At 60.4% G+C, this 18,832-nt stretch carries 13 protein-coding genes and 5 pseudogenes; 7 read left to right on the plus strand and 11 right to left on the minus strand.

Translation table 11 applies throughout. The features are described 5' to 3' along the window. Positions 1-35: 35 nt before the first annotated feature. The 4 genes and pseudogenes from JFT80_RS11200 to JFT80_RS11215 form a co-directional block, all read right to left on the minus strand. Positions 36-581 (minus strand): GNAT family N-acetyltransferase, encoded by a 546-nt coding sequence (locus tag JFT80_RS11200; protein WP_201147898.1) that lies wholly within the window; start codon positions 579-581, stop codon positions 36-38. 24 nt (positions 582-605) lie between these two features. After that, entirely contained in the window at positions 606-1,079 is a 474-nt protein-coding gene (locus JFT80_RS11205; RefSeq protein ID WP_201147899.1) for an LEA type 2 family protein, read from the minus strand. 66 nt (positions 1,080-1,145) lie between these two features. Beyond that, positions 1,146-2,611, minus strand: a pseudogene (locus JFT80_RS11210) (nucleobase:cation symporter-2 family protein). Positions 2,612-2,729: 118 nt separating this feature from the next. Continuing rightward, positions 2,730-3,632: a LysR family transcriptional regulator gene (locus tag JFT80_RS11215; RefSeq protein ID WP_201147900.1), complete on the minus strand. Its 903-nt coding sequence runs from the start codon at positions 3,630-3,632 to the stop codon at positions 2,730-2,732. A gap of 108 nt (positions 3,633-3,740) precedes the next feature. Here JFT80_RS11215 and speB point away from each other — a divergent pair, with 108 nt between their 5' ends. Further along, positions 3,741-4,700, plus strand: coding sequence for an agmatinase (gene speB, locus JFT80_RS11220; protein WP_201147901.1), 960 nt, complete (start codon positions 3,741-3,743; stop codon positions 4,698-4,700). A gap of 90 nt (positions 4,701-4,790) precedes the next feature. On the opposite strand, the gene JFT80_RS11225 is transcribed toward speB, so the two are convergent. Continuing rightward, entirely contained in the window at positions 4,791-5,843 is a 1,053-nt protein-coding gene (locus JFT80_RS11225; protein WP_201147902.1) for an aldo/keto reductase, read from the minus strand. Between the two features lie 145 nt (positions 5,844-5,988). Here JFT80_RS11225 and zapE point away from each other — a divergent pair. From zapE to JFT80_RS11240, 3 genes and pseudogenes are all read left to right on the plus strand, one after another. Next, positions 5,989-7,108: pseudogene (zapE, locus tag JFT80_RS11230) on the plus strand (cell division protein ZapE). Positions 7,109-7,125: 17 nt separating this feature from the next. Further along, a pseudogene (locus tag JFT80_RS11235) lies at positions 7,126-7,707 on the plus strand (DinB family protein). A 113-nt stretch (positions 7,708-7,820) separates the two neighbouring features. Beyond that, positions 7,821-8,312: a GNAT family N-acetyltransferase gene (locus tag JFT80_RS11240; protein ID WP_045061112.1), complete on the plus strand. Its 492-nt coding sequence runs from the start codon at positions 7,821-7,823 to the stop codon at positions 8,310-8,312. Positions 8,313-8,366: 54 nt separating this feature from the next. Here JFT80_RS11240 and JFT80_RS11245 read toward each other — a convergent pair whose 3' ends face one another. From JFT80_RS11245 to JFT80_RS11260, 4 genes are all read right to left on the minus strand, one after another. Beyond that, on the minus strand, positions 8,367-8,567 hold the full coding sequence (locus tag JFT80_RS11245; RefSeq protein WP_045061113.1) for a hypothetical protein: 201 nt from the start codon (positions 8,565-8,567) through the stop codon (positions 8,367-8,369). A gap of 99 nt (positions 8,568-8,666) precedes the next feature. Further along, positions 8,667-10,904 carry a TonB-dependent siderophore receptor gene (locus JFT80_RS11250; RefSeq protein ID WP_201147903.1) on the minus strand — a complete coding sequence of 746 codons (2,238 nt, stop codon included), beginning with the start codon at positions 10,902-10,904 and terminating at the stop codon, positions 8,667-8,669. A 116-nt stretch (positions 10,905-11,020) separates the two neighbouring features. Next, positions 11,021-12,754 carry a phosphoethanolamine transferase CptA gene (locus JFT80_RS11255; protein WP_201147904.1) on the minus strand — a complete coding sequence of 578 codons (1,734 nt, stop codon included), beginning with the start codon at positions 12,752-12,754 and terminating at the stop codon, positions 11,021-11,023. A gap of 236 nt (positions 12,755-12,990) precedes the next feature. Beyond that, positions 12,991-13,164: a DUF6026 family protein gene (locus JFT80_RS11260; RefSeq protein ID WP_201147905.1), complete on the minus strand. Its 174-nt coding sequence runs from the start codon at positions 13,162-13,164 to the stop codon at positions 12,991-12,993. Positions 13,165-13,436: 272 nt separating this feature from the next. Here JFT80_RS11260 and gnd point away from each other — a divergent pair, with 272 nt between their 5' ends. The 3 genes from gnd to JFT80_RS11275 are packed head-to-tail and all read left to right on the plus strand — an operon-like array spanning position 13,437 to position 16,773. Further along, the gene (gene gnd, locus JFT80_RS11265; RefSeq protein WP_201147906.1) at positions 13,437-14,417 is read left to right on the plus strand and encodes a phosphogluconate dehydrogenase (NAD(+)-dependent, decarboxylating); all 981 of its coding nucleotides are present in this window, start codon (positions 13,437-13,439) and stop codon (positions 14,415-14,417) included. Continuing rightward, entirely contained in the window at positions 14,414-15,937 is a 1,524-nt protein-coding gene (gene zwf, locus JFT80_RS11270; RefSeq protein WP_201147907.1) for a glucose-6-phosphate dehydrogenase, read from the plus strand. The genes gnd and zwf overlap by 4 nt, the downstream gene beginning before the upstream one ends. Next, on the plus strand, positions 15,934-16,773 hold the full coding sequence (locus tag JFT80_RS11275; RefSeq protein WP_201147908.1) for an HAD family hydrolase: 840 nt from the start codon (positions 15,934-15,936) through the stop codon (positions 16,771-16,773). The genes zwf and JFT80_RS11275 overlap by 4 nt, the downstream gene beginning before the upstream one ends. 114 nt (positions 16,774-16,887) lie before the next feature. On the opposite strand, the pseudogene nhaB reads toward JFT80_RS11275, so the two are convergent. Further along, positions 16,888-18,392: pseudogene (gene nhaB / locus JFT80_RS11280) on the minus strand (sodium/proton antiporter NhaB). An 83-nt stretch (positions 18,393-18,475) separates the two neighbouring features. Further along, positions 18,476-18,832, minus strand: a pseudogene (locus JFT80_RS11285) (hypothetical protein); the annotation flags it as partial.

Here is an 18,832-nt window from a genome sequence, read left to right on the forward strand (position 1 = left end):
ATCGGTGGGTGAGCGGGTGAAGCCCGCGGTCCGATCTATTGCCTATTGCGCCATTCTTCTCGGGTGATCTCCCAGATCTCCCGCGCAAATAATCCACCCACAAATCGTCCTTCATCCGTGCGTACCAGGCGCATCCCGCCACGCTGCGAGAGTCTGCGCGAACCAATGTTCGGCGCCGCTTTTGGCACCCGCAACACTTCCCGCCCGAGGGTTTCAAACCAGTAATGGGTAACCACCGCACTGGCCTCGGCCATCAACCTCTGGCGCTGCCACTGCGGCGCGATCCAGAAACCGCGATTATTGTCCGGGTCGTCCATCAGGCTGATATTGCCGATCAATTGTTCGGGTGCGGATTTCAGGCGAATCGACCAATGCCACTCTTTGCCCGCGGCAATCGCCGGCAGCGCAATGTCTCGCAGATAAGTCAGTGCACCATCGGCGGGATAGGGCCAGGGCACCAAAGCGTTGAGGTACTGCACGACCTCCCAATGCGCGAACTGCTGCTGGATGCCAGCGGCATCGGCCAATTCCAGGGGACGCAAAATCATACGTTCGGTGTACAGCGTGGGTGCGGCATCCATGTTAATCGAGCTCCTGAGTGAACGTTACCAGGTGCCGGACGTCGTCCCTGGCAAACTGAGCTTGCCACTGTCGACAAAACGCATGGTGCCGAACACACCGCCCGCGAGTTTGCCGCGCAACACGTAAGGCAGGTTGTCGAGGGTTTGTGTCTGGCTGAGGCCAAGGGTCTGGCGCAGTACCGAGAACGCGGAAATGCTGACGGGTACGCTGACGATGGTTTCGGAAAAGCGAGGAATCGAACCGCTCTGATCGCTCACGCCCGACGCCAGCGAATGGCCGTTGACCTCCAGATCCAGAGCAATGCCGTTGTAGTCGATCGCGGTTTCATTGGGGTTTTGCACGCGCAACTTGATGGCGAAGCGCACTTCCAGGTCCTGGCTCGGCAACGGTTCGAGGCCGACCACATTGATGTTCACCGGATCACGGTTGGGGAACAGCGCGCAGGCGCTGAGGGACAGCAGAAGCAGCGACAGGATGACGGCATGGACACGGCGCATAAACGGTCTCTCAACGAAAAAGGGCTGAACCGTTGCCGGCTCAGCCCTTTTTGCCAAGGCCAGACGTTAGCGGTTCAACTGTGCGACAGCTGCCGCCGAGGCAGGTTCACCTTTGGCCGGCATGTCCGGATTTTCCATGACCTGAAGAATCGACGCTTCCGGGTCAAAATCATCTTCTTCCAGCTCGATGAATTCTTCCGGCAGGAAGACATTCAAGACGATAGCGCACAACGCGCCGACAGTGATCGGCGATTCGAAGATGTTGTGCAGCGCTTGCGGCAGTTCGCGCAGAACCTCCGGTACCGCCGCGATGCCCAGGCCCATGCCGAGGGATATCGCCACGATGAGCATGTTGCGTCGATGCAGGCCGGCCTCGGCGAGGATCTTGATCCCGGCAACGGCGACGGTGCCGAACATCACCAGTTCAGCGCCGCCGAGTACCGGTTTCGGCATCAGTTGCAGCACCGCGCCAATCATCGGGAACAGTCCCAGTATCACCAGCAGCCCGGCAATGAAAAACGCCACGTAGCGGCTGGCCACGCCAGTGAGTTGAATCACGCCGTTGTTCTGCGCGAACGTCACCATCGGCATGCTGTTGAACACCGCAGCCATGGCCGAGTTGAGGCCATCGGCAAGCAGGCCGGACTTGATTCGGCGGATGTACAACGGGCCTTTGACCGGCTGACGCGAGATCATCGAGTTGGCCGTCAGGTCGCCCGCAGCCTCCAGCGGCGAAACGAGGAAAATCACCGCCACCGGGACGAAGGCGACCCAGTCGAAGTTGAAGCCATATTTGAACGGCACCGGCACGCTCATCAGAGGCACGTCGGGCATGTTCGAGAAACTGACGTCACCCATCATCCAGGCCACGAAATAGCCAAGGGTCAGGCCGATGACGATGGCCCCCAGACGCAGGAATGGCACGTCGACCCGGTTCAGCACGATGATGGTGCCCAGCACCAGAGCGGCGAGCGCCAGGTGGTGGGCGCCGCCCAGGTCGGTGGCGCCGAAGCCGCCAGCGATATCGGTCATCGCCACCTTGATCAGCGACAGCCCCATGAGCGTGATGATGGTGCCGGTGACCACCGGGGTGATCAGCATCCGCAGTTTGCCGATGAACTGGCTCAAAACCACTTCGATGAAGGCGGCAAAAAGCACACGCCGAAGATCGTCGAAAGGATCTCATCGGTGCCGCCGCCACGGGCCTTGACCATGAAACCAGCGCTGAGAATCACGCTGATGAACGAGAAACTGGTGCCTTGCAGGCACAACAACCCCGAGCCGACCGGGCCGAAACGTTTGGCCTGGACGAAGGTGCCGAGGCCGGAAACGAACAGCGCCATACTGATCAGGTAGGGAATTTCGCTTTGCAGGCCGAGCGCGCCACCCATGATCAGGGTCGGCGTGATGATGCCGACAAAGCTTGCCAACACGTGCTGCAGAGCGGCAAACACGGTGGCAGTCAGGTGTGGACGGTCGTTGAGGCCGTAGATCAGATCGTTGTTGCGCGGGACTTTTTCAGAGGCGGTCATGGTGTTTTGCGCGCCGTGAGGCGGGGCCGGGTCAGAAAATGGAGGCGCAGGATGCCGGAAAGCTGTGAAAACAGTAACCAAGGGTTACAGAAATCCTGCTGCGGCGGTGCGAGAAACCTCAAGTGCCGGGTTTGAAAGCGGCCAGCAGATCTTCTTCGAACGCCTTTTGCGCATCCCCTGGCGACTGGGCGCGATGGCGGGCGAGCTGGAATGCCACTTCGAAACGGGTTCCATCATGCTGTACCGCGCGTAACAAGCCTTTTTCCTCCCAGCTTCGGGCGTAGTGGCAGGGTAGATAACCGATATGCCGGCCCGACAGAATGAACGCGAGCGTACCTTCCACTTGCTCCGACCGCGCCGAACAAGGGGTCCCTTGAAAGGGTTCGTCGCGGCGCAGGAAGCGGTAGGGGTGGTCCACGCGATCACTGGCCTGCAGCGTTTGGGCGAGCGGCGCGTTGGTGCTGAACAGTGGGTGGCCCGGGGCGCAGTACAGCTGCTGGCTCTCCCTGAACAGTTCACGGTAGTCAAACGCGTGCTGCGCCAGGGAGAAATAACCGATGGCCAGGTCCAGCCGCTGTTGCAGCAGCAAACGCTCCATCTCGCCGGGCATGGCGCTGATCAGTTCGATGCGCACCGATTCATCGCGCTCGCGAAACCGCCGGATCGCCTCGGCGACTCTTTGCAGTACCGCAGGCTCGACTGATTCGGAAATGCCCAAACGCACTTCACCGATCAAGCGCCCGGCGACGCCGTTGGATTGATGGCGAAAGGTTTCGATCGATTCAAACAGCGTGCGCACGGCGATCAGCAGTTGCTCGCCCTTGGGCGTGACGTTGAACCCGCCTTTGCCACGGCTGCATAACCGGTAGCCGAGCCGGGTTTCAAGCTTGGCCATCTGCTGGCTGATGCTCGACTGGCTCAAGCCAAGTTCGCCTTGGGCGGCACTGAAACCACCGCACTCGACTACGCGTACGAACAGACGCAGTAGCTGCAGGTCCAGGTCGTGAAGTTGGCCAAGCATCAAACATTACTCCGTGATAATGCCAGGATAACAAAGTTGGTATTTTGCCAATGTATCCGAACGCGCATTGTGGCGTCACTCCGTAGATGTCAAAACAAGGAATACGCGATGGACGTGCCAATGATCAACGATCAGGCGATGACCCGTGACAGCCTCTACGGTACTTCCGCCGAAAGTACCTACGCCGGTATTACCAGTTTCATGCGCCGTCGCTACAGCCGCGATTTGCGTGGCGTCGATGTGGCGGTCAGCGGCGTGCCGTTCGACACTGCCACCAGTAACCGTCCGGGCGCGCGTTTCGGCCCACGGGGCATTCGCGCCGCCTCCACCGGGATCGCCTGGGAGCGCCACTGGCCGTGGGCATTCGATCCGTTCGATCATCTGGCGGTGATCGATTACGGCGACTGCGATTTCGACTACGGCTCGCCGCACACCATCCCGGAAAGTATCGAGGCCCACGCCGAGCGGATTCTTCAATCCGGCAGTGCCATGCTGACGTTCGGTGGCGACCACTTCATCAGCTACCCGCTGCTCAAGGCCCATGCGCGCAAGCACGGCACACTGTCGTTGATCCATTTCGATGCACACAGCGACACCTGGCCAGACGAAGAGGGCAAACGCGTCGATCATGGCACCATGTTCTGGCACGTGGCACGCGAAGGTCTGGTGGATCCGGCGCGTTCAGTGCAGATCGGTTTGCGCACCACCAACGACGACCCCATGGGCTTCCAGATACTTGATGCGCGGCAAGTGCATCGCCGTGGCTGTGAGGCAATCGTCGAGGCGATCCGTGCGCGGGTTGGCGATAACCCGGTGTACCTGACGTTCGACATCGACTGTCTTGATCCGGCGTTTGCTCCGGGCACCGGCACCCCGGTGTGCGGCGGCCTGAGCACGGTGCAGGCGCTGGAAATTCTCGGCGGCTTGCGCGGGATCAATCTGGTCGGCATGGACGTGGTGGAAGTTGCTCCGGCCTACGATCACGCCGACGTCACTTCCCTGGCGGCCGCTACGCTGGCGATGGAAATGCTTTGCCTGTATGCGGCCAGACACAAGGTCGACCGGTGAAACAATACCCCGCAGGAGCAAGGCTTGCCCGCGATGGCGATAGTGCGTTCACCAGCGCTTCGCGAGCAAGCCGGTCAAACAGTGATTCGGTCAGGCGACCGGAATCTTCGGCAGGTCCAGGATCCGGTCGCCGCTGAAGCGTGAAAAGGAGCCCGCCAGGGTTTCATGCGGCACGCCCTTGGGCACGTCGCTCACTTCATCCAGCCGCGCCATTTGCCCGGCATCCAATTCCACCGCCAACGCCCCCAGGGTCGAGTCCAGCTGTTCACGGGTACGCGAACCCAGGATCGGAATCAACGCGGTCGTCGACTGCCGGGCTTTTTCCCGCAGCCATGCGATCGCTACATGGGTCGGGCTGGCAGCCAGTTCCCCGGCTACGGCGAGTAGCGTATCGAGCAGGGCGGTCTCGCGGGCGCCTTTTTCCGCGTGGATCAGCATGCCCAACTTGGCTGCGCGGTTATCCCCGTCGCTATTGCGGTACTTGCCCGTGAGGAACCCGCCACCCAGGGGCGACCACAAGGTCGCGGCGAGGCCCAGGGCCTCGGCCATTGGCAGCTGCTCACGTTCGGCGCTGCGTTCAGCCAGGCTGTATTCGACCTGGAGTGCGATAATCGGCGCAAACCCGCGAACCTCGGCCAGCAGATCGGCCCGGGCAATGCGCCACGCCGGGAAATTCGACAGACCCGCGTAGTGAATCTTGCCGGCACGCACCAGGTCGTCAAAACCTCGCAGAATCTCCTCCATTGGCGTGACGCCGTCGCTCATGTGCGCCCAGAACAGGTCAAGACGATCGGTCTTGAGGCGGGTCAGGCTCTCCTCGACAGCCCGGACCATATTCTTGCGATTGTTACCCGTGTGTGAAATGCCGTCTGCCGGAGTGGTACCCAAGGTGTATTTGCTGGCGATGACCAGCCTATCGCGCTCCGGCGCGATGAACTCACTGAGCATGCTCTCAGACTGTCCGGCCTGATAACCATTGGCGGTGTCGATGAAGTTGCCGCCGGCTTCCAGATAGCCGTCGAAAATGCGCATGGCCTCGTCGCGCTCCGCGCCGTGCCCCCAACCCGTGCCAAAATTGCCGGCCCCCAAGGCCAGCTCCGAAACACGCAAGCCGGTTTTACGGCCGAATACTTTGTAGTGCATGGCGGTGACTCCTGTAGCGAGCGGTGCGGCTCGACATGAATGTCGTGCGATATTCGGGTAATATTACGCACGTAATATTGCTCGTCAAGGTATTTTTCCACTGGCTGACGGCTAGCGCCCAAGCGCTCATGGCATACTGCCGCGCATGACTTTCGACGCCCCCCTCAGCGCTTGGCAGCACGCCATCGAACACAAGGGCTTCATCCAGGATGAAGCTCAGGAGCACGCCGTCTGGGCGCTGCAAAAATGCCACGAAGCCCTGCACGCCGGGGCCCGTGCCGTTACCGGCGTTTACTTGTGGGGCCCGGTCGGGCGCGGCAAGACCTGGTTGATGGACCAGTTCTATCAGAGCCTGCGCGTGCCAGCCCGGCGTCAGCATTTTCATCACTTCATGGGCTGGGTCCATCAGCGCTCGTTCCAGTTGAGCGGCATTGCCGATCCGCTACGCGCGCTGGCCAAAGAGCTTGCCGCTGAAGTGCGGGTGTTGTGCTTCGACGAACTGTTCGTCAATGACATTGGCGACGCGATCATTCTGGGGCGGTTGTTTCAAGTGATGTTCGACGAAGGCGTGGTGGTGGTCTGCACCTCAAACCTGCCGCCGGACGATTTGTATGCCGATGGCTTCAACCGTGATCGGTTTGTGCCGGCGATCGCCGCGATCAAGGCGCACATGCAGGTCATCGCAGTGGACGGCGCTGAAGACCATCGCCTGCATCCGGGCACCGGGTTGCAGCGCTACTGGGTCGCAGAGCCCAGGCAGCCCAGTGCCCTGCACGAGGTGTTCCGGACACTGACCCTCGGCCAGTCGGTCTCCAGCGAGCCGATCGCGGTCGGTCACCGGTCGCTGCCCGTGGTACAGGCCAGCAAAAGCGTGCTGTGGTGTCGTTACGCCGACCTGTGCGAGCAACCCTTCGCCGCGATGGACTTCATGGTCCTGTGCGACACCTTCAAGCGCTATTCTGTTGGGCGAGGTGCCAAACCTCAGTGCACAAAAGCGCGAAGGGCGAATCGCCCGAGGTACTGAAGACGGCGCCGAGCGAGTCGTGGCGGGTGATCGCGAATTACCGCAGCTGTCGGTACACGACGATGGCGTGCGCCGCTTCATCGCGCTGGTCGACGAGTGCTACGACCGCAAAGTGCCGCTGTACATCGAGGCGCACGTGCCGATGGACGCGCTGTACACCGAGGGCTATCTGGAATTCCCGTTCCGCCGCACCCTCAGTCGCCTGCAAGAGATGCAATTGCAGCGCTTTGCCGAAGCTTGATTGAAGAGGGCGCCGACATGACCCAGCCGCTTTCCCATCATTTGTTGACCATGGCGTATCAAAACGCCTGGGCCAATCACCGACTGGCCAAGGCCTGGGGCCGTTTGGCCCCTGAGGAATTGGCGGCACCACGGGTCAGCTTCTTCCCCAGTCTCACAGCCACCTTGAACCACATCCTGACCTGCGACTGGTTCTACGTGGACGCGCTGGAGCGCGAGTTGCGCGGTGACGATCCGCATCCCGATTGCCAGGTGTTCTTCAGCCTGGATGAGCCCTGTCACCACGGCTGCCGATCTGCAGCGCGAACAGGCGCTGGTGGACCGGCGGCTGATCGCTTATTGCGAGCAGATGCGCGATAGCGATCTGGGCAAGATCGTGACCATTGCCCGTGACACGCCGCAGCATGATTGCCGATTGCGCATGCTCTCGCACTTGTTCGAACATCAGATTCACCATCGCGGGCAGGTCCATGCAATGCTCAGCTCAACCTCGGTGCAGCCGCCGCAGCTGGACGAGTTTTTTGCGTGGGGGAGGCGAGCTTACGGGCTGAGGATTTTGCCGAGCTCGGATGGACCGAGGCATTGATCTGGGGGCATTGATCGGCAGGCTGGTATGCAATGCTGTGGGAGCAACATTGGCCGCATTGCTTTTGATTTGCGATCGCGCTTGATAGATTCAGAGGCTGCTACTTCACGTGTGATCGAGGATGGAAATGGAATCCGCAGAAATTCTGGTACTTCAGGCCAGCTACACCAATGCGCTGCATGCCGAGGCCATCAGCCTGGTATTGAACCACTATGCAGAAGACCCGATGGGAGGCGGACATTCGCTGCCGGTCGATGTATTGGAAAACCTTGCGGGCGAACTGGCGAAGCGGCCACACGCCTTCAGCGTCCTGGCTTTCGTCAACGGCGAGCCGGCCGGTCTGGTCAATTGCTTTGAGGGTTTTTCGACGTTTGCCTGCAAGCCGCTGGTCAATGTGCACGATGTCGCCGTCGTGAAGAAATTTCGCGGTTTGGGGTTGAGTCAGAAGATGCTGCAAAAGGTCGAGGACATCGCCCGCCAGCGCGGCTGCTGCAAGATCACCCTGGAGGTCCTGGAGGGTAACGCCATTGCCCAGGCGTCTTATGGCAAATTCGGATTCGCCGCCGGGATGTTCGATCCGGCCCACGGTCGCATGCTGTTCTGGACCAAGGCGCTGTAAGACCTGAACCAGGCGAGGCGGGGAGCAGGCTCCCTCGCCACAGCCTTGAGCTCGTTATGGTTTGTAGTGCTCCGTCATTTGTGCGGTCTGATCGTCCGGAACCCGCACCTGCGGCGCTGGCTGTTGCTGATTCGCCTGCTGGCTCAATCGCAAGGTCTCGTAGTAATAGCGCATGCGTTCAGCGCCGCCTTCCGCCCAGGCGGCTGTCGTGCCCAGCATCATCAAACTGGCGAGGATCAGGGTTGTAGATTTCATGGTGTGCCTCCCACTACAGGTTTCGGGTGCCCTTTCTTCCATGAAGCAATGTTGAAAGGGCATTATCCGCCGATTCCGTTAATTGGGAATTAACTGCTTTTAAATCTTCCAGTCCAGGCTCAGGGTCACGGTACGAGGGTCGCCCCAGTAGTTGCCGTTATAGAAGCCGACGTTCTCGTAGTACTTCTTGTCGAGCAGGTTGTTCACGTTGAGCGACGCCGACAGGTGCTGGTCGAACTCGTAGCGCGACATCAGGTTGACCAGGGTGTAGGCGTCCTGGCTGATGTTGGTGCGCTGGGTGATGATATTGCCTGCAGCGTTGCGCCCCACCGGGCGACTCGCGGCGCGGTAGATCTCGCTTTGCCAGTTAAGCGCTCCGCCCACCGTCAGCGCATGCCAGTTGCCTGGAAGCCGATAGGCCGTGGACAGGCGGAACATGTTCAGGGGCGCGGTGGTGTTGGTGCGGTTCTTTTCGCCGTTGACCGAGTGGGTATAGGTGTAACCGGCGGTCATGTTCCAGTCGGCCATCACCTCGCCGGACAGTTCGGCTTCGAAACCCCGGACCTTGGTGCCCTTGCCATTGGCCTTGTAGAACTCCTCTCCAGTGACCGGATCCGGTGGCACCGAATCGTCGAGCTCGGCGACGTTGTCCTGATCGCTCCAGAACAGCGCCGTAGCCAGGTTGAGGCGCTCCTGAAGCAGGCTACCCTTGAGTCCCAATTCATAGTTGCTGCCCACTACCGGTTCGAGGTACTTGCGGTTGGCGTCGCGATTGGTTTGCGGCTTGAAAATGTCGGTGTAGCTGACGTAGGCGGTGTACTCGGGTGTGATGTCGTAGAGCAACCCGGCGTAAGGCGTCCACATGTCGTTGTGTTTCTGGCTGGTATCGTCCACTGCGCTCAACACCTGATTGGCGTCGTAACTATTGGTGGTGCTCGACGATTTCCAGCTGCCATAGCGGCTGCCAAGTACGGCGTGCAACTCATCGGTCAGGCTCAGGCGTGTGGCCAGGTAACCGGCTTTCTGCTCGGTGCTGCTGGTGGACCCGGTGAGGCTGGTCACCGTGTCGGAGAATTTGCCGATATCGCCCATGTACTTCCAGTCCGGCACGATCGCGTAGTCATCAGCCATCGGACCGTCGGTGTAAGGGTTTTTGTCGCTGCGCTGCGCTTCGCCATAACCGAACATCAATTCGTGTTCACGACCGAGCAGCGAATAGGGCCCGGAGACATTGAAGTCATAGGCGTTCATGCTCTGGTCGCCGATCATGTGGCCCATGTAGGCGGTCATGCCGCTGCGGTCGGCCTCGGGAAAGCCTCCACCGCCGTAATAGGTTTTGCCGTCGGAGTCACTTTTGCGATGGGTATACGCCGCCCGGAGTTTCCAGCCTCCCGCCAGTTGTTGGTCGAGGGTGGCGAAGGCGGTTTTGTCGCGCAGCGGCCAGGAACTCCACGAGGTCGCCATGTTGGTCGAGCGCCCGAGACCGGCCTTGCTGCCATCGGCATTCCAGTAAGGCACGGTGCCCCAGGAACTGCCTTGGACCTGTTTGTTCTGGTAGTCGTAACCCACCGCCAGGGTGGTGGCATCGGTCAGATCAGCTTCGAGCACGCCGTAGCCGACTTCCCGTTGCTGCTGGTATTTGTCGCGGAACGAGTCGCTGTCACGGTATGCCAGCACGCTGCGGCCGCGCAGGCGCCCGTCGAAGGCCAATGGCCCGCCAACGTCCAGGTAGGTGTAGTAATTGTCATAGCTGCCGGCGCTGACACCGGTCTTGGCCTGCCATTGCGCAGTCGGGCGTTTGCGCACCATGTTGATGGTCGCGGACGGATCCCCGGCGCCCGTCGTCAGGCCGGTGGCGCCGCGCACGACTTCGATGCGGTCGTAGATGATGGTGTCGGAGTCGGACTTCATGTAACTGAAGGTGTTGAGCATCCCGTCGATCTGGAAGTTGTTGATCGAATAACCGCGTGACGAATAGTTCACGCGGTCCGAATCGAGGTGCTGCACAACGACCCCGGTGGTCTGACGCATGGCCTCGGACAATGTACCGAGTTTGAAATCGTCCATTTGCTGACGAGTGACCACGGACACCGATTGCGGGGTTTCCTTGATCGACAGGTTCAACCGCGTCGCCGTGCTCATCGCGCCGGTCGTATAAGAATCAGTGTTTTCAGTGGTGGTGCCCAAGCCTTCGGCGGTGACGCTGGTGGCGGTCAGCTCGAGGGCGCCGGCGACCGGAGCCTTTTCAATTTCGCTGTCGGCAAGCAGGTCCGGGCTCAGTGCAGCGCTGCACAGGCCCAGGGTTAAAGTCATGGAACGGGTAATAGGCGCGAACATCGCAGCCGACTCCTTGTCGTTGAGGGAAAATTCCGTTTGCTCAAAGACGAAGGAGGGCGGCGAGTATTTAGTGATAAACGATAATTATATTGTTTGCTGCGGGGTGCCTGGCAGCATTAATGCTGCACGACTTCCACGGTTTTGGGTTTCATCAGGCTGAAGTCGATCAACGCTCGCTGTTCACGCTCATACGGGTTGCCGATCAGCAACGGACGCGGCTTGAAGCTGTCGCTGACCAGGCTTTTGCTGCGATCAAGCTCATCAAAACTCAAACCGGCCATGTCCGCCCAAGTGTGGATCAACTGCGAGCTGCTATACGGCCGCCCGAGATCACCGGCGAAGCTCCAGTCATGGTTTTCACGCCACTTCGGCGAAGCCCAGGCCATGAAGGGAATGGTGTACATCGGCGCAGTCGGTTTGTTTTCGTTGCGTCCCAGCGTGCTGTGGCCGACCGAGTCAAAGACGTCTTCGCCGTGGTCGGAGAGGTACAGCAGGAAACCGTTCGGATCGGACTTGGCGTAGTCCTTGATCAGGCTGGAGACCACGAAATCGTTGTACAGCACCGCATTGTCGTAGCTGTTGTAGGTCGGCAACTGATCGTCACGCACGCCGGCCGGTACACCATCGCGATCCTGGAACTTGTCGTAGCTCGGCGGATAACGGTACTGATAGCTCATGTGCGTGCCGAGCAAATGCACGACGATGAGTTTGCGTTGCGCAGGATCGGTCAGGGCCTTGTTGAACGGCTCGATTACGTCGCCATCGTACTGCGCCGCGTTCTGGTTGCGGTTGTTGTTCAGATACACCTGCTCATCGGCCTGCTCGGAGAATGTAGTGAGCATGGTGTTGCGCTTGGTCATGGTCTGCTGGTTGGTGATCCAGAAGGTCTTGTAGCCGGCCTGTTTCATCATGCTCACCAGCGACGGTGTCGACAGGTACAGATCCGGGTGTTCTTCATCGGCAAACGTCAGCACCTGTTGCAGCGCCTCGATGGTGTAAGGGCGCGGAGTGATGACGTTGTCGAACACCGCGAGCTGGTCCTTGAGTTTGTCCAGTTCTGGCGTGGTCTTGCGCGGGTAGCCGTAGAGGCTCATGCGCTGACGGTTGGTCGATTCACCGATCACCAGCACCAGCGTGGAAGGCTGATTGGCACCGGCATCCTTGAGGTTGTGCAGCGGCGGGATCTTGCTGGCGCTGTGCAGCATGCCCTGCATTTCGGCGAGGGTGTCGAGGTAGCGGTGATACGCCACGGCCATCTGCCACGGCACGGCAGGCTCGATGCGTGTTTCGAATTTTTCGAAACCGCCGGCGAAGCTGCCGGTGCGCATGGTCTGCTTGACCAGCGGATAGCCGACGACGGCCACGATAATCGCCATGGCTGCCACGAACGCACGGCCACGGGGCAGGTACACCGGGCGCAGGCGAGTCCAGAGGAAGTAGGCGAACAAGGTGTGGGCAAGAAACGCTGGAATCATCCACCAGGCAAAGTACTGAGTCATGTACTCGCCCGCTTCAGAGATGTTCGACTCGAACATGATGAAGATGACGCTCTGGGAGAATTCCTGCTGATAGATGAAGAAGTAACCCAGGCTGGCCATCGAGCAGGCCCACAACACGATGCCGATCACGGCGGCGAGCAGTTTGGTGCGCTTGGGGAACAGCAACATCGGCGCCAGCCAGATCGCGCTCATCACGAACGCCTGGCGGAACCCGGTGAACCCGGAGGTGCCGGTCAACTGAATCAGCAGCTGGGTAATACCGGAAAAGTACCAGAAGAAAACGAACAGCCAGAGAAGTCCGGCCCAGTCGAAACCTGTCGCAGTCGTTTTGCTGCGTTTGAACAATGCCATTCAGCACTCCAGCCTAGATAATCGTCGACCGCCGCCAGTGGAAACTGGTGGACGAACGGGCGCGGCACGCCTACCGAGCGGCCACAATGGCGCAGGAGTATCAATGAGCGGGTGTGAAAAGTTTGTGAGTTGCAGGAGCCAGCTTGCCCGCTATGGGCGTGAACGATGACGCTGGGTGCCTGATGGCCCGCAGCGGCGTCTCGTTTTTCGTGAGCGAGCTCGCCCCTGCAGGGCGGTCAGGCGCGGTGGAGTACTGGCAGGGCCTGTGGCTGGTGGCCTTGGGTCAGCTGGCGCAATTGCGCAAGCTCCTGCTTCAGCAGGTCGCGCTCTTCTTTGAACTGGCGCAATTCATCACGACGGATCGTGACGTAGAGAGTTTGTGCTGGCCGTGCTGCTTGTACTGTGCCCATTGCTCACCTCGCAAATGGTGTTTCAACTGTGATCCTGCCCCCGACGTCGGGCGCTGACTTACTATCGGCTGCAATTTTGATTTCTTTTGCCCGCGAAGGGAACTTTTTTATTTTTCGTGGTCGGTGTGTCTTCGCCACGTTTCGGGGCGTTATCAGTCTGATTCGGGCACAATGCACGGAAACTTCATCGCAACCTGTCTGACTAACCTCCATCAGTCGCGTTGGGCTATAACCAATGACACACATTTATTTGTAGTAAGGAGCATCAGCACATGCAACTCGGGATTATTGGACTGGGCCGCATGGGCGGCAATATTGCGCGGCGTCTGATGCTCAACGGTCACACCACCGTTGTTTACGACCGCAATACCGCTTTCATCGATAACCTGGTCGCCGAGGGCTCCACCGGCGTCGCCGACCTCCCGGCACTGGTTGCCGGCCTGGCCAAGCCACGTGCCGTCTGGGTCATGCTGCCGGCCGGCGCGCCGACCGAAGACACCATCGCCACCCTGAGCACTCTGCTTGAAGCTGGCGATACCATCATCGACGGCGGCAACACCAACTATAAGGATGATATCCGTCGGGCCAAGAGCCTGGCCGAGAAGGGCCTGCACTACATCGACGTGGGTACCTCCGGCGGCGTCTGGGGCCTGGAGCGCGGCTATTGCATGATGATCGGCGGCGACGCTGAAACCGTGCAGCGCCTCGACCCGCTGTTCGCCGCACTGGCGCCTGGCATGGGCGATATCCCGCGCACCAAGGATCGCAAGTCCGACGACCACCGTGCCGAACACGGCTACATCCACGCCGGCCCTGCCGGTGCGGGCCACTTCGTGAAGATGATTCACAACGGTATCGAGTACGGCATGATGGCCGCGTTCGCCGAGGGCTTCGACATCCTCAAGACCAAGTCCAGCGAGCGTCTGCCGGAAGATCAGCGTTTCGACCTCAACGTCGCCGACATCGCCGAAGTGTGGCGTCGTGGCAGTGTGGTGTCGTCCTGGCTGCTCGACCTGACCGCCGATGCCTTGGCCAGCGATCCGAAACTCGACGGTTTCTCCGGTTCCGTCGCCGACAGCGGCGAAGGTCAATGGACCATCGAAGCGGCCATGGAACAAGCGGTGCCGGTACCGGTGCTGTCGAACTCGCTGTTCTCGCGCTACCGTTCGCGCGGTCAAGGCACCTTTGGCGACAAGATTCTTTCGGCCCAGCGCTTCGGCTTCGGCGGCCACGTGGAGACACCGAAGAAATGACCCATACGATCCGTAGAAAATCCAAGGCAGAACCCGCACCACCGACCACGCTGTTTTTGTTCGGTGCCCACGGCGACCTGGTCAAGCGTTTGCTGATGCCAGCGCTGTACAACCTCAGTCGCGACGGCCTGCTTGACGAGAATCTGCGGATCGTCGGCGTTGACCACAACGCCATTACCGATGAGGCCTTCGCGCAGAAGCTCGAAGACTTCATCCGTACCGAAGCGGCGGCGAAGGTCGGCAAGGGCGATCAGATGCTTGATCCGGCCTTGTGGGCCAAGCTCGCCAAAGGTATCAGCTACGTCCAGGGCGATTTCCTGGACGACAGCACCTATTCAGCCCTGGCGGCGAAAATCGCCGCCAGCGGCACCGGCAATGCGGTGTTCTACCTGGCCACCGCGCCACGTTTCTTCAGCGAAGTGGTGCGTCGACTGGGCGCGGCGAAGCTGCTCGAAGAAACCCCCGAAGCGTTTCGCCGCGTCGTGATCGAAAAGCCTTTTGGCTCCGACCTGCAGACTGCAGAGGCCTTGAACGCGTGCCTGCTCAAGGTGATGTCGGAAAACCAGATTTACCGGATCGATCACTACCTGGGCAAGGAAACCGTACAGAACATTCTGATCAGCCGGTTTTCCAACAGCCTGTTCGAAGCGTTCTGGAACAACCATTACATCGACCACGTACAGATCACCGCCGCCGAAACCGTCGGCGTCGAAACCCGTGGCAGTTTTTACGAACACACCGGTGCGCTGCGTGACATGGTGCCCAATCACCTGTTCCAGTTGCTGGCCATGGTTGCCATGGAGCCGCCGGCCGCTTTTGGTGCCGATGCGGTGCGTGGCGAGAAGGCCAAAGTGGTCGGTGCGATCCGCCCGTGGACCGTCGAAGAGGCTCGGGCCAACTCGGTGCGCGGTCAGTACAGCGCGGGTGAAGTCGGCGGCAAGCCGTTGAACGGTTACCGCGAAGAAGCCAACGTTGCACCCGACAGCAGCACCGAAACCTATGTCGCCCTGAAGGTGATGATCGACAACTGGCGCTGGGTCGGCGTGCCGTTCTACCTGCGCACGGGCAAACGCATGAGCGTGCGCGACACCGAGATTGTCATCTGCTTCAAACCGGCGCCGTACGCGCAGTTCCGCGACACCGAAGTCGACGAGCTGCAACCGACCTATCTGCGCATCCAGATCCAGCCCAACGAAGGCATGTGGTTCGACCTGCTGGCCAAACGGCCGGGGCCGGCGTTGAACATGGCTAACATCGAGCTGGGGTTTGCCTACAAAGACTTCTTCGAGATGCAGCCGTCGACCGGCTACGAAACGCTGATCTACGACTGCCTGACCGGCGACCAGACGCTGTTCCAGCGCGCCGACAACATCGAGAACGGCTGGCGTGCGGTGCAACCGTTCCTTGATGCCTGGCAGCAGGACGCAAGCATTCAGACCTACGCCGCCGGTGAAGATGGCCCGCAAGCTGCCGAAGACCTGCTGACTCGCGATGGCCGCGTCTGGCATGGTCTCGGATGAGTGATTTGCCGAAACAACCTATCCGTTTTCTGCTCAGTGACATGGACGGCACGCTGTTGCTGCCCGATCACACCCTGAGCCAGCGCACCCTTGATGCTGTCCGTTCGTTGCGCGAGGCCGGCGTGTTGTTCAGCCTGGCCACCGGGCGTCCACCGAAAGCCATGTTGCAACAGATCGAGGCGTTGGGCGTTGATGTGCCGACAGCGGCGTTCAATGGCGGCACCATCGTCAACCCGGACGGCAGTTTGCTGGTGGCGCATTACCTGCCGGCGACCACCGCGCTGATTGCGCTGGCAACCTTCGCCGATCAGCCGGATGTCGAAATCTGGGTGTTCAGCGGTGGCGACTGGCTGCTGAAGGACCCGCACGGGCCGATGGTCCCGCGCGAGCAGCATGGCCTCGGCTATCCGCCGGTGGTGGTTGAGAGCTTCGAGCCGTACCTGGAGCGCATCGACAAGATTGTCGCGACCAGCAACAACACTGAACTGTTGGTTGAGTTGGAGGCGCGATTGTTGGCCAAGGTCAACGGCATGGCGCAGGTTTCGCGCTCGCAACCGGTGTATCTGGATGTCACCGCGCTGGAAGCCAACAAAGGCACGGCATTGGCGACCCTGGCCAAACACCTTGGCGTGCCGCTGGAGCACACCGCTGCCATCGGTGACGGCGGCAACGACCCGGCGATGTTCCATTGTGCGGGGCTGTCGATTGCCATGGGTCAGGCGGAGGAGGCGGTAAAGCGCCAGGCTGACGTGGTCACCGCCCCCAACACCGAAGACGGCGTGGCCCAGGCGATTGAGCAGTACATCCTCAACCACCCACACCGCGCCGCACTGTAGAAGCAAGGCTCGCTCGATGACGCCCTGTCGGGCGCCATTGAAGCCAGATTCACCAGCCTCATCGCGAGTAAGCCTTACTCCCACAGGGGCGCGTGGCCGCACAGGTTTCTGTGGTTACAACCAATAGCTGACCGCATACCACCCGAGCACGCCCATCACAACGGTGTACGGCAACGCCATCCACACCATCCGCCCATACGACAGGCGAATCAGCGGCGCGATTGCCGAGGTCAGCAGGAACAGGAATGCCGCCTGGCCATTAGGCGTCGCCACGCTCGGCAGGTTGGTGCCGGTGTTGATCGCAATCGCCAGGGTCTCGAAGTGCTCGCGGCTCATATGGCCCGACACAAACGCCTGCTTGACCTCGGTGATGTAAATGGTTGCGACAAACACGTTGTCGCTGATGGCAGACAACAGGCCGTTGGCAATGAACAACATGCCCGGTTGCTGCTCTGACGGGCAGGGCCAGCACCCACTGAATCAACGGCGCGAACAACTGCTGATCGTGGATCACCGCTACCACCGCAAAGAACACCACCAGCAGTGCAGTGAAGGGCATGGCGTCCTTGAAGGCATTGCCAATGCGATGTTCGTCGGTAATGCCGGTGAATGCCGTGATCAGCACGATCACCATCAACCCGATCAACCCCACCTCGGCCACATGGAAGGCCAGGCAGCCGATCAGGATCAGCGCCGCCAGGCCCTGGACGACCAGTGCAGCACGCTGGCGAGAAGTGCGCTCGGCGTTATCTTCTGCGGCATAGTTGGCCAGTACGGCGCGCACGTTGTCCGGCAACAGCGTGCCGTAGCCGAACCAGCGCAGCTTTTCCAGCAGCACGCAGGTCACCAGGCCCGCTACCAGCACCGGCAAGGAAACCGGGGCCACTTTGAGGAAGAACTCGGCGAAGTGCCAACCCATCTCGTGGCCAATCAGCAGAGTTTTGCGGCTCGCCCACCAAGGTGCAAACACCGCCCAGTGCTGTGCCGACGGCGCCGTGCATCAACAGGCTGCGCAAGAAGGCGCGAAATTGCTCGAGGTCATCGTGATGCAGTTGCGGCAGATGACGGTCGTCGGAGAAAGCGCTGTCCAGGCGTGGGTCATGGCCCGAGGCCACGCGGTGGTACACCGAATAAAAGCCCACCGCTGCGCTGATGATCACGGCGGTCACGGTCAGGGCGTCGAGAAAGGCCGACAAAAACGCCGATAAAAAGCAGAACAGCAGCGCGAGCAATGCCTTGGACCGCACGCCGAGCAGCAGCCGGGAGAACAGGAACAGCAGCAAGTCTTTCATGAAGTAAATACCGGCCACCATGAACATCAGCAGCAGGATTACCGGGAAGTTGTGCACCAGTTCGTCATACAACGCCTGCGGTGTGGTCATCTTCAGCAGCAGCGCTTCAATCAGCAGCAGCCCGCCCGGCATCAGCGGATAACACTTGAGTGCCATCGCCAGGGTGAAAATGAATTCGATCACCAGCAGCCAGCCGGCAGCGACCGGGCCGACCGTCCATAACACCAGCGCATTGAGGATCAGGAAACCGACGATGGTCGCCTTGTACCAGCGTGGCGAGTGCCCGAGAAAGTTTTGCGCGAACGCCTGGGCCATTGAACCGGACATCGGCTGCTCCTTGTTTTAAGAAGCGCGCAAGTTGCCGTAAGACCAGCGGAATATCAAGTGCAGGCAAAGTCCCCGTGCGTCATTCACCCCAGATAGCGCGCCACAATCGCCCGGTAATTGCCGTCGAGCGAATAACCCCCAACGACGATCGCGCCATCTGTTTGTGCAGTCAGTGAAGTCGCTGTGTCCAGGTTGCGACTCAGCCGGGTGCGGACCCAGCCGAGGCCATCACCGAACTGGTGATCGAGTTGCCCATCCGGCAGATGCCGGGCCAGTATGAAGTCAGCTTCACAGCCTCCAAGCGTCGCGCCAGCGGCCAGGGTGCAGCCGTCGGCCAAGGCCAGGGCCGCTGTCCATTGACAGCCACTTCGGCCGATCTCCAGCAGTCGCGGCTGACCGCCATGGCAATGACTGTCGGGACGCCCGTTGTTGTGTAACCG

The sequence above is a fragment of the Pseudomonas sp. TH10 genome (assembly GCF_016651255.1).
Classification (GTDB): domain Bacteria; phylum Pseudomonadota; class Gammaproteobacteria; order Pseudomonadales; family Pseudomonadaceae; genus Aquipseudomonas.

Bases quoted from the DNA above. Each gene is read 5' to 3' on its own strand.
- zwf (WP_201147907.1), top strand. From the start codon at position 14,414: ATGACCCATACGATCCGTAGAAAATCCAAGGCAGAACCCGCACCACCG.
- JFT80_RS11245 (WP_045061113.1), bottom strand. From the start codon at position 8,567: ATGAAATCTACAACCCTGATCCTCGCCAGTTTGATGATGCTGGGCACG.
- JFT80_RS11250 (WP_201147903.1), bottom strand. From the start codon at position 10,904: ATGTTCGCGCCTATTACCCGTTCCATGACTTTAACCCTGGGCCTGTGC.
- gnd (WP_201147906.1), top strand. From the start codon at position 13,437: ATGCAACTCGGGATTATTGGACTGGGCCGCATGGGCGGCAATATTGCG.
- speB (WP_201147901.1), top strand. From the start codon at position 3,741: ATGGACGTGCCAATGATCAACGATCAGGCGATGACCCGTGACAGCCTC.
- JFT80_RS11240 (WP_045061112.1), top strand. From the start codon at position 7,821: ATGGAATCCGCAGAAATTCTGGTACTTCAGGCCAGCTACACCAATGCG.
- JFT80_RS11215 (WP_201147900.1), bottom strand. From the start codon at position 3,632: ATGCTTGGCCAACTTCACGACCTGGACCTGCAGCTACTGCGTCTGTTC.
- JFT80_RS11275 (WP_201147908.1), top strand. From the start codon at position 15,934: ATGAGTGATTTGCCGAAACAACCTATCCGTTTTCTGCTCAGTGACATG.
- JFT80_RS11200 (WP_201147898.1), bottom strand. From the start codon at position 581: ATGGATGCCGCACCCACGCTGTACACCGAACGTATGATTTTGCGTCCC.
- JFT80_RS11255 (WP_201147904.1), bottom strand. From the start codon at position 12,754: ATGGCATTGTTCAAACGCAGCAAAACGACTGCGACAGGTTTCGACTGG.
- JFT80_RS11205 (WP_201147899.1), bottom strand. From the start codon at position 1,079: ATGCGCCGTGTCCATGCCGTCATCCTGTCGCTGCTTCTGCTGTCCCTC.
- JFT80_RS11225 (WP_201147902.1), bottom strand. From the start codon at position 5,843: ATGCACTACAAAGTATTCGGCCGTAAAACCGGCTTGCGTGTTTCGGAG.
- JFT80_RS11260 (WP_201147905.1), bottom strand. From the start codon at position 13,164: ATGGGCACAGTACAAGCAGCACGGCCAGCACAAACTCTCTACGTCACG.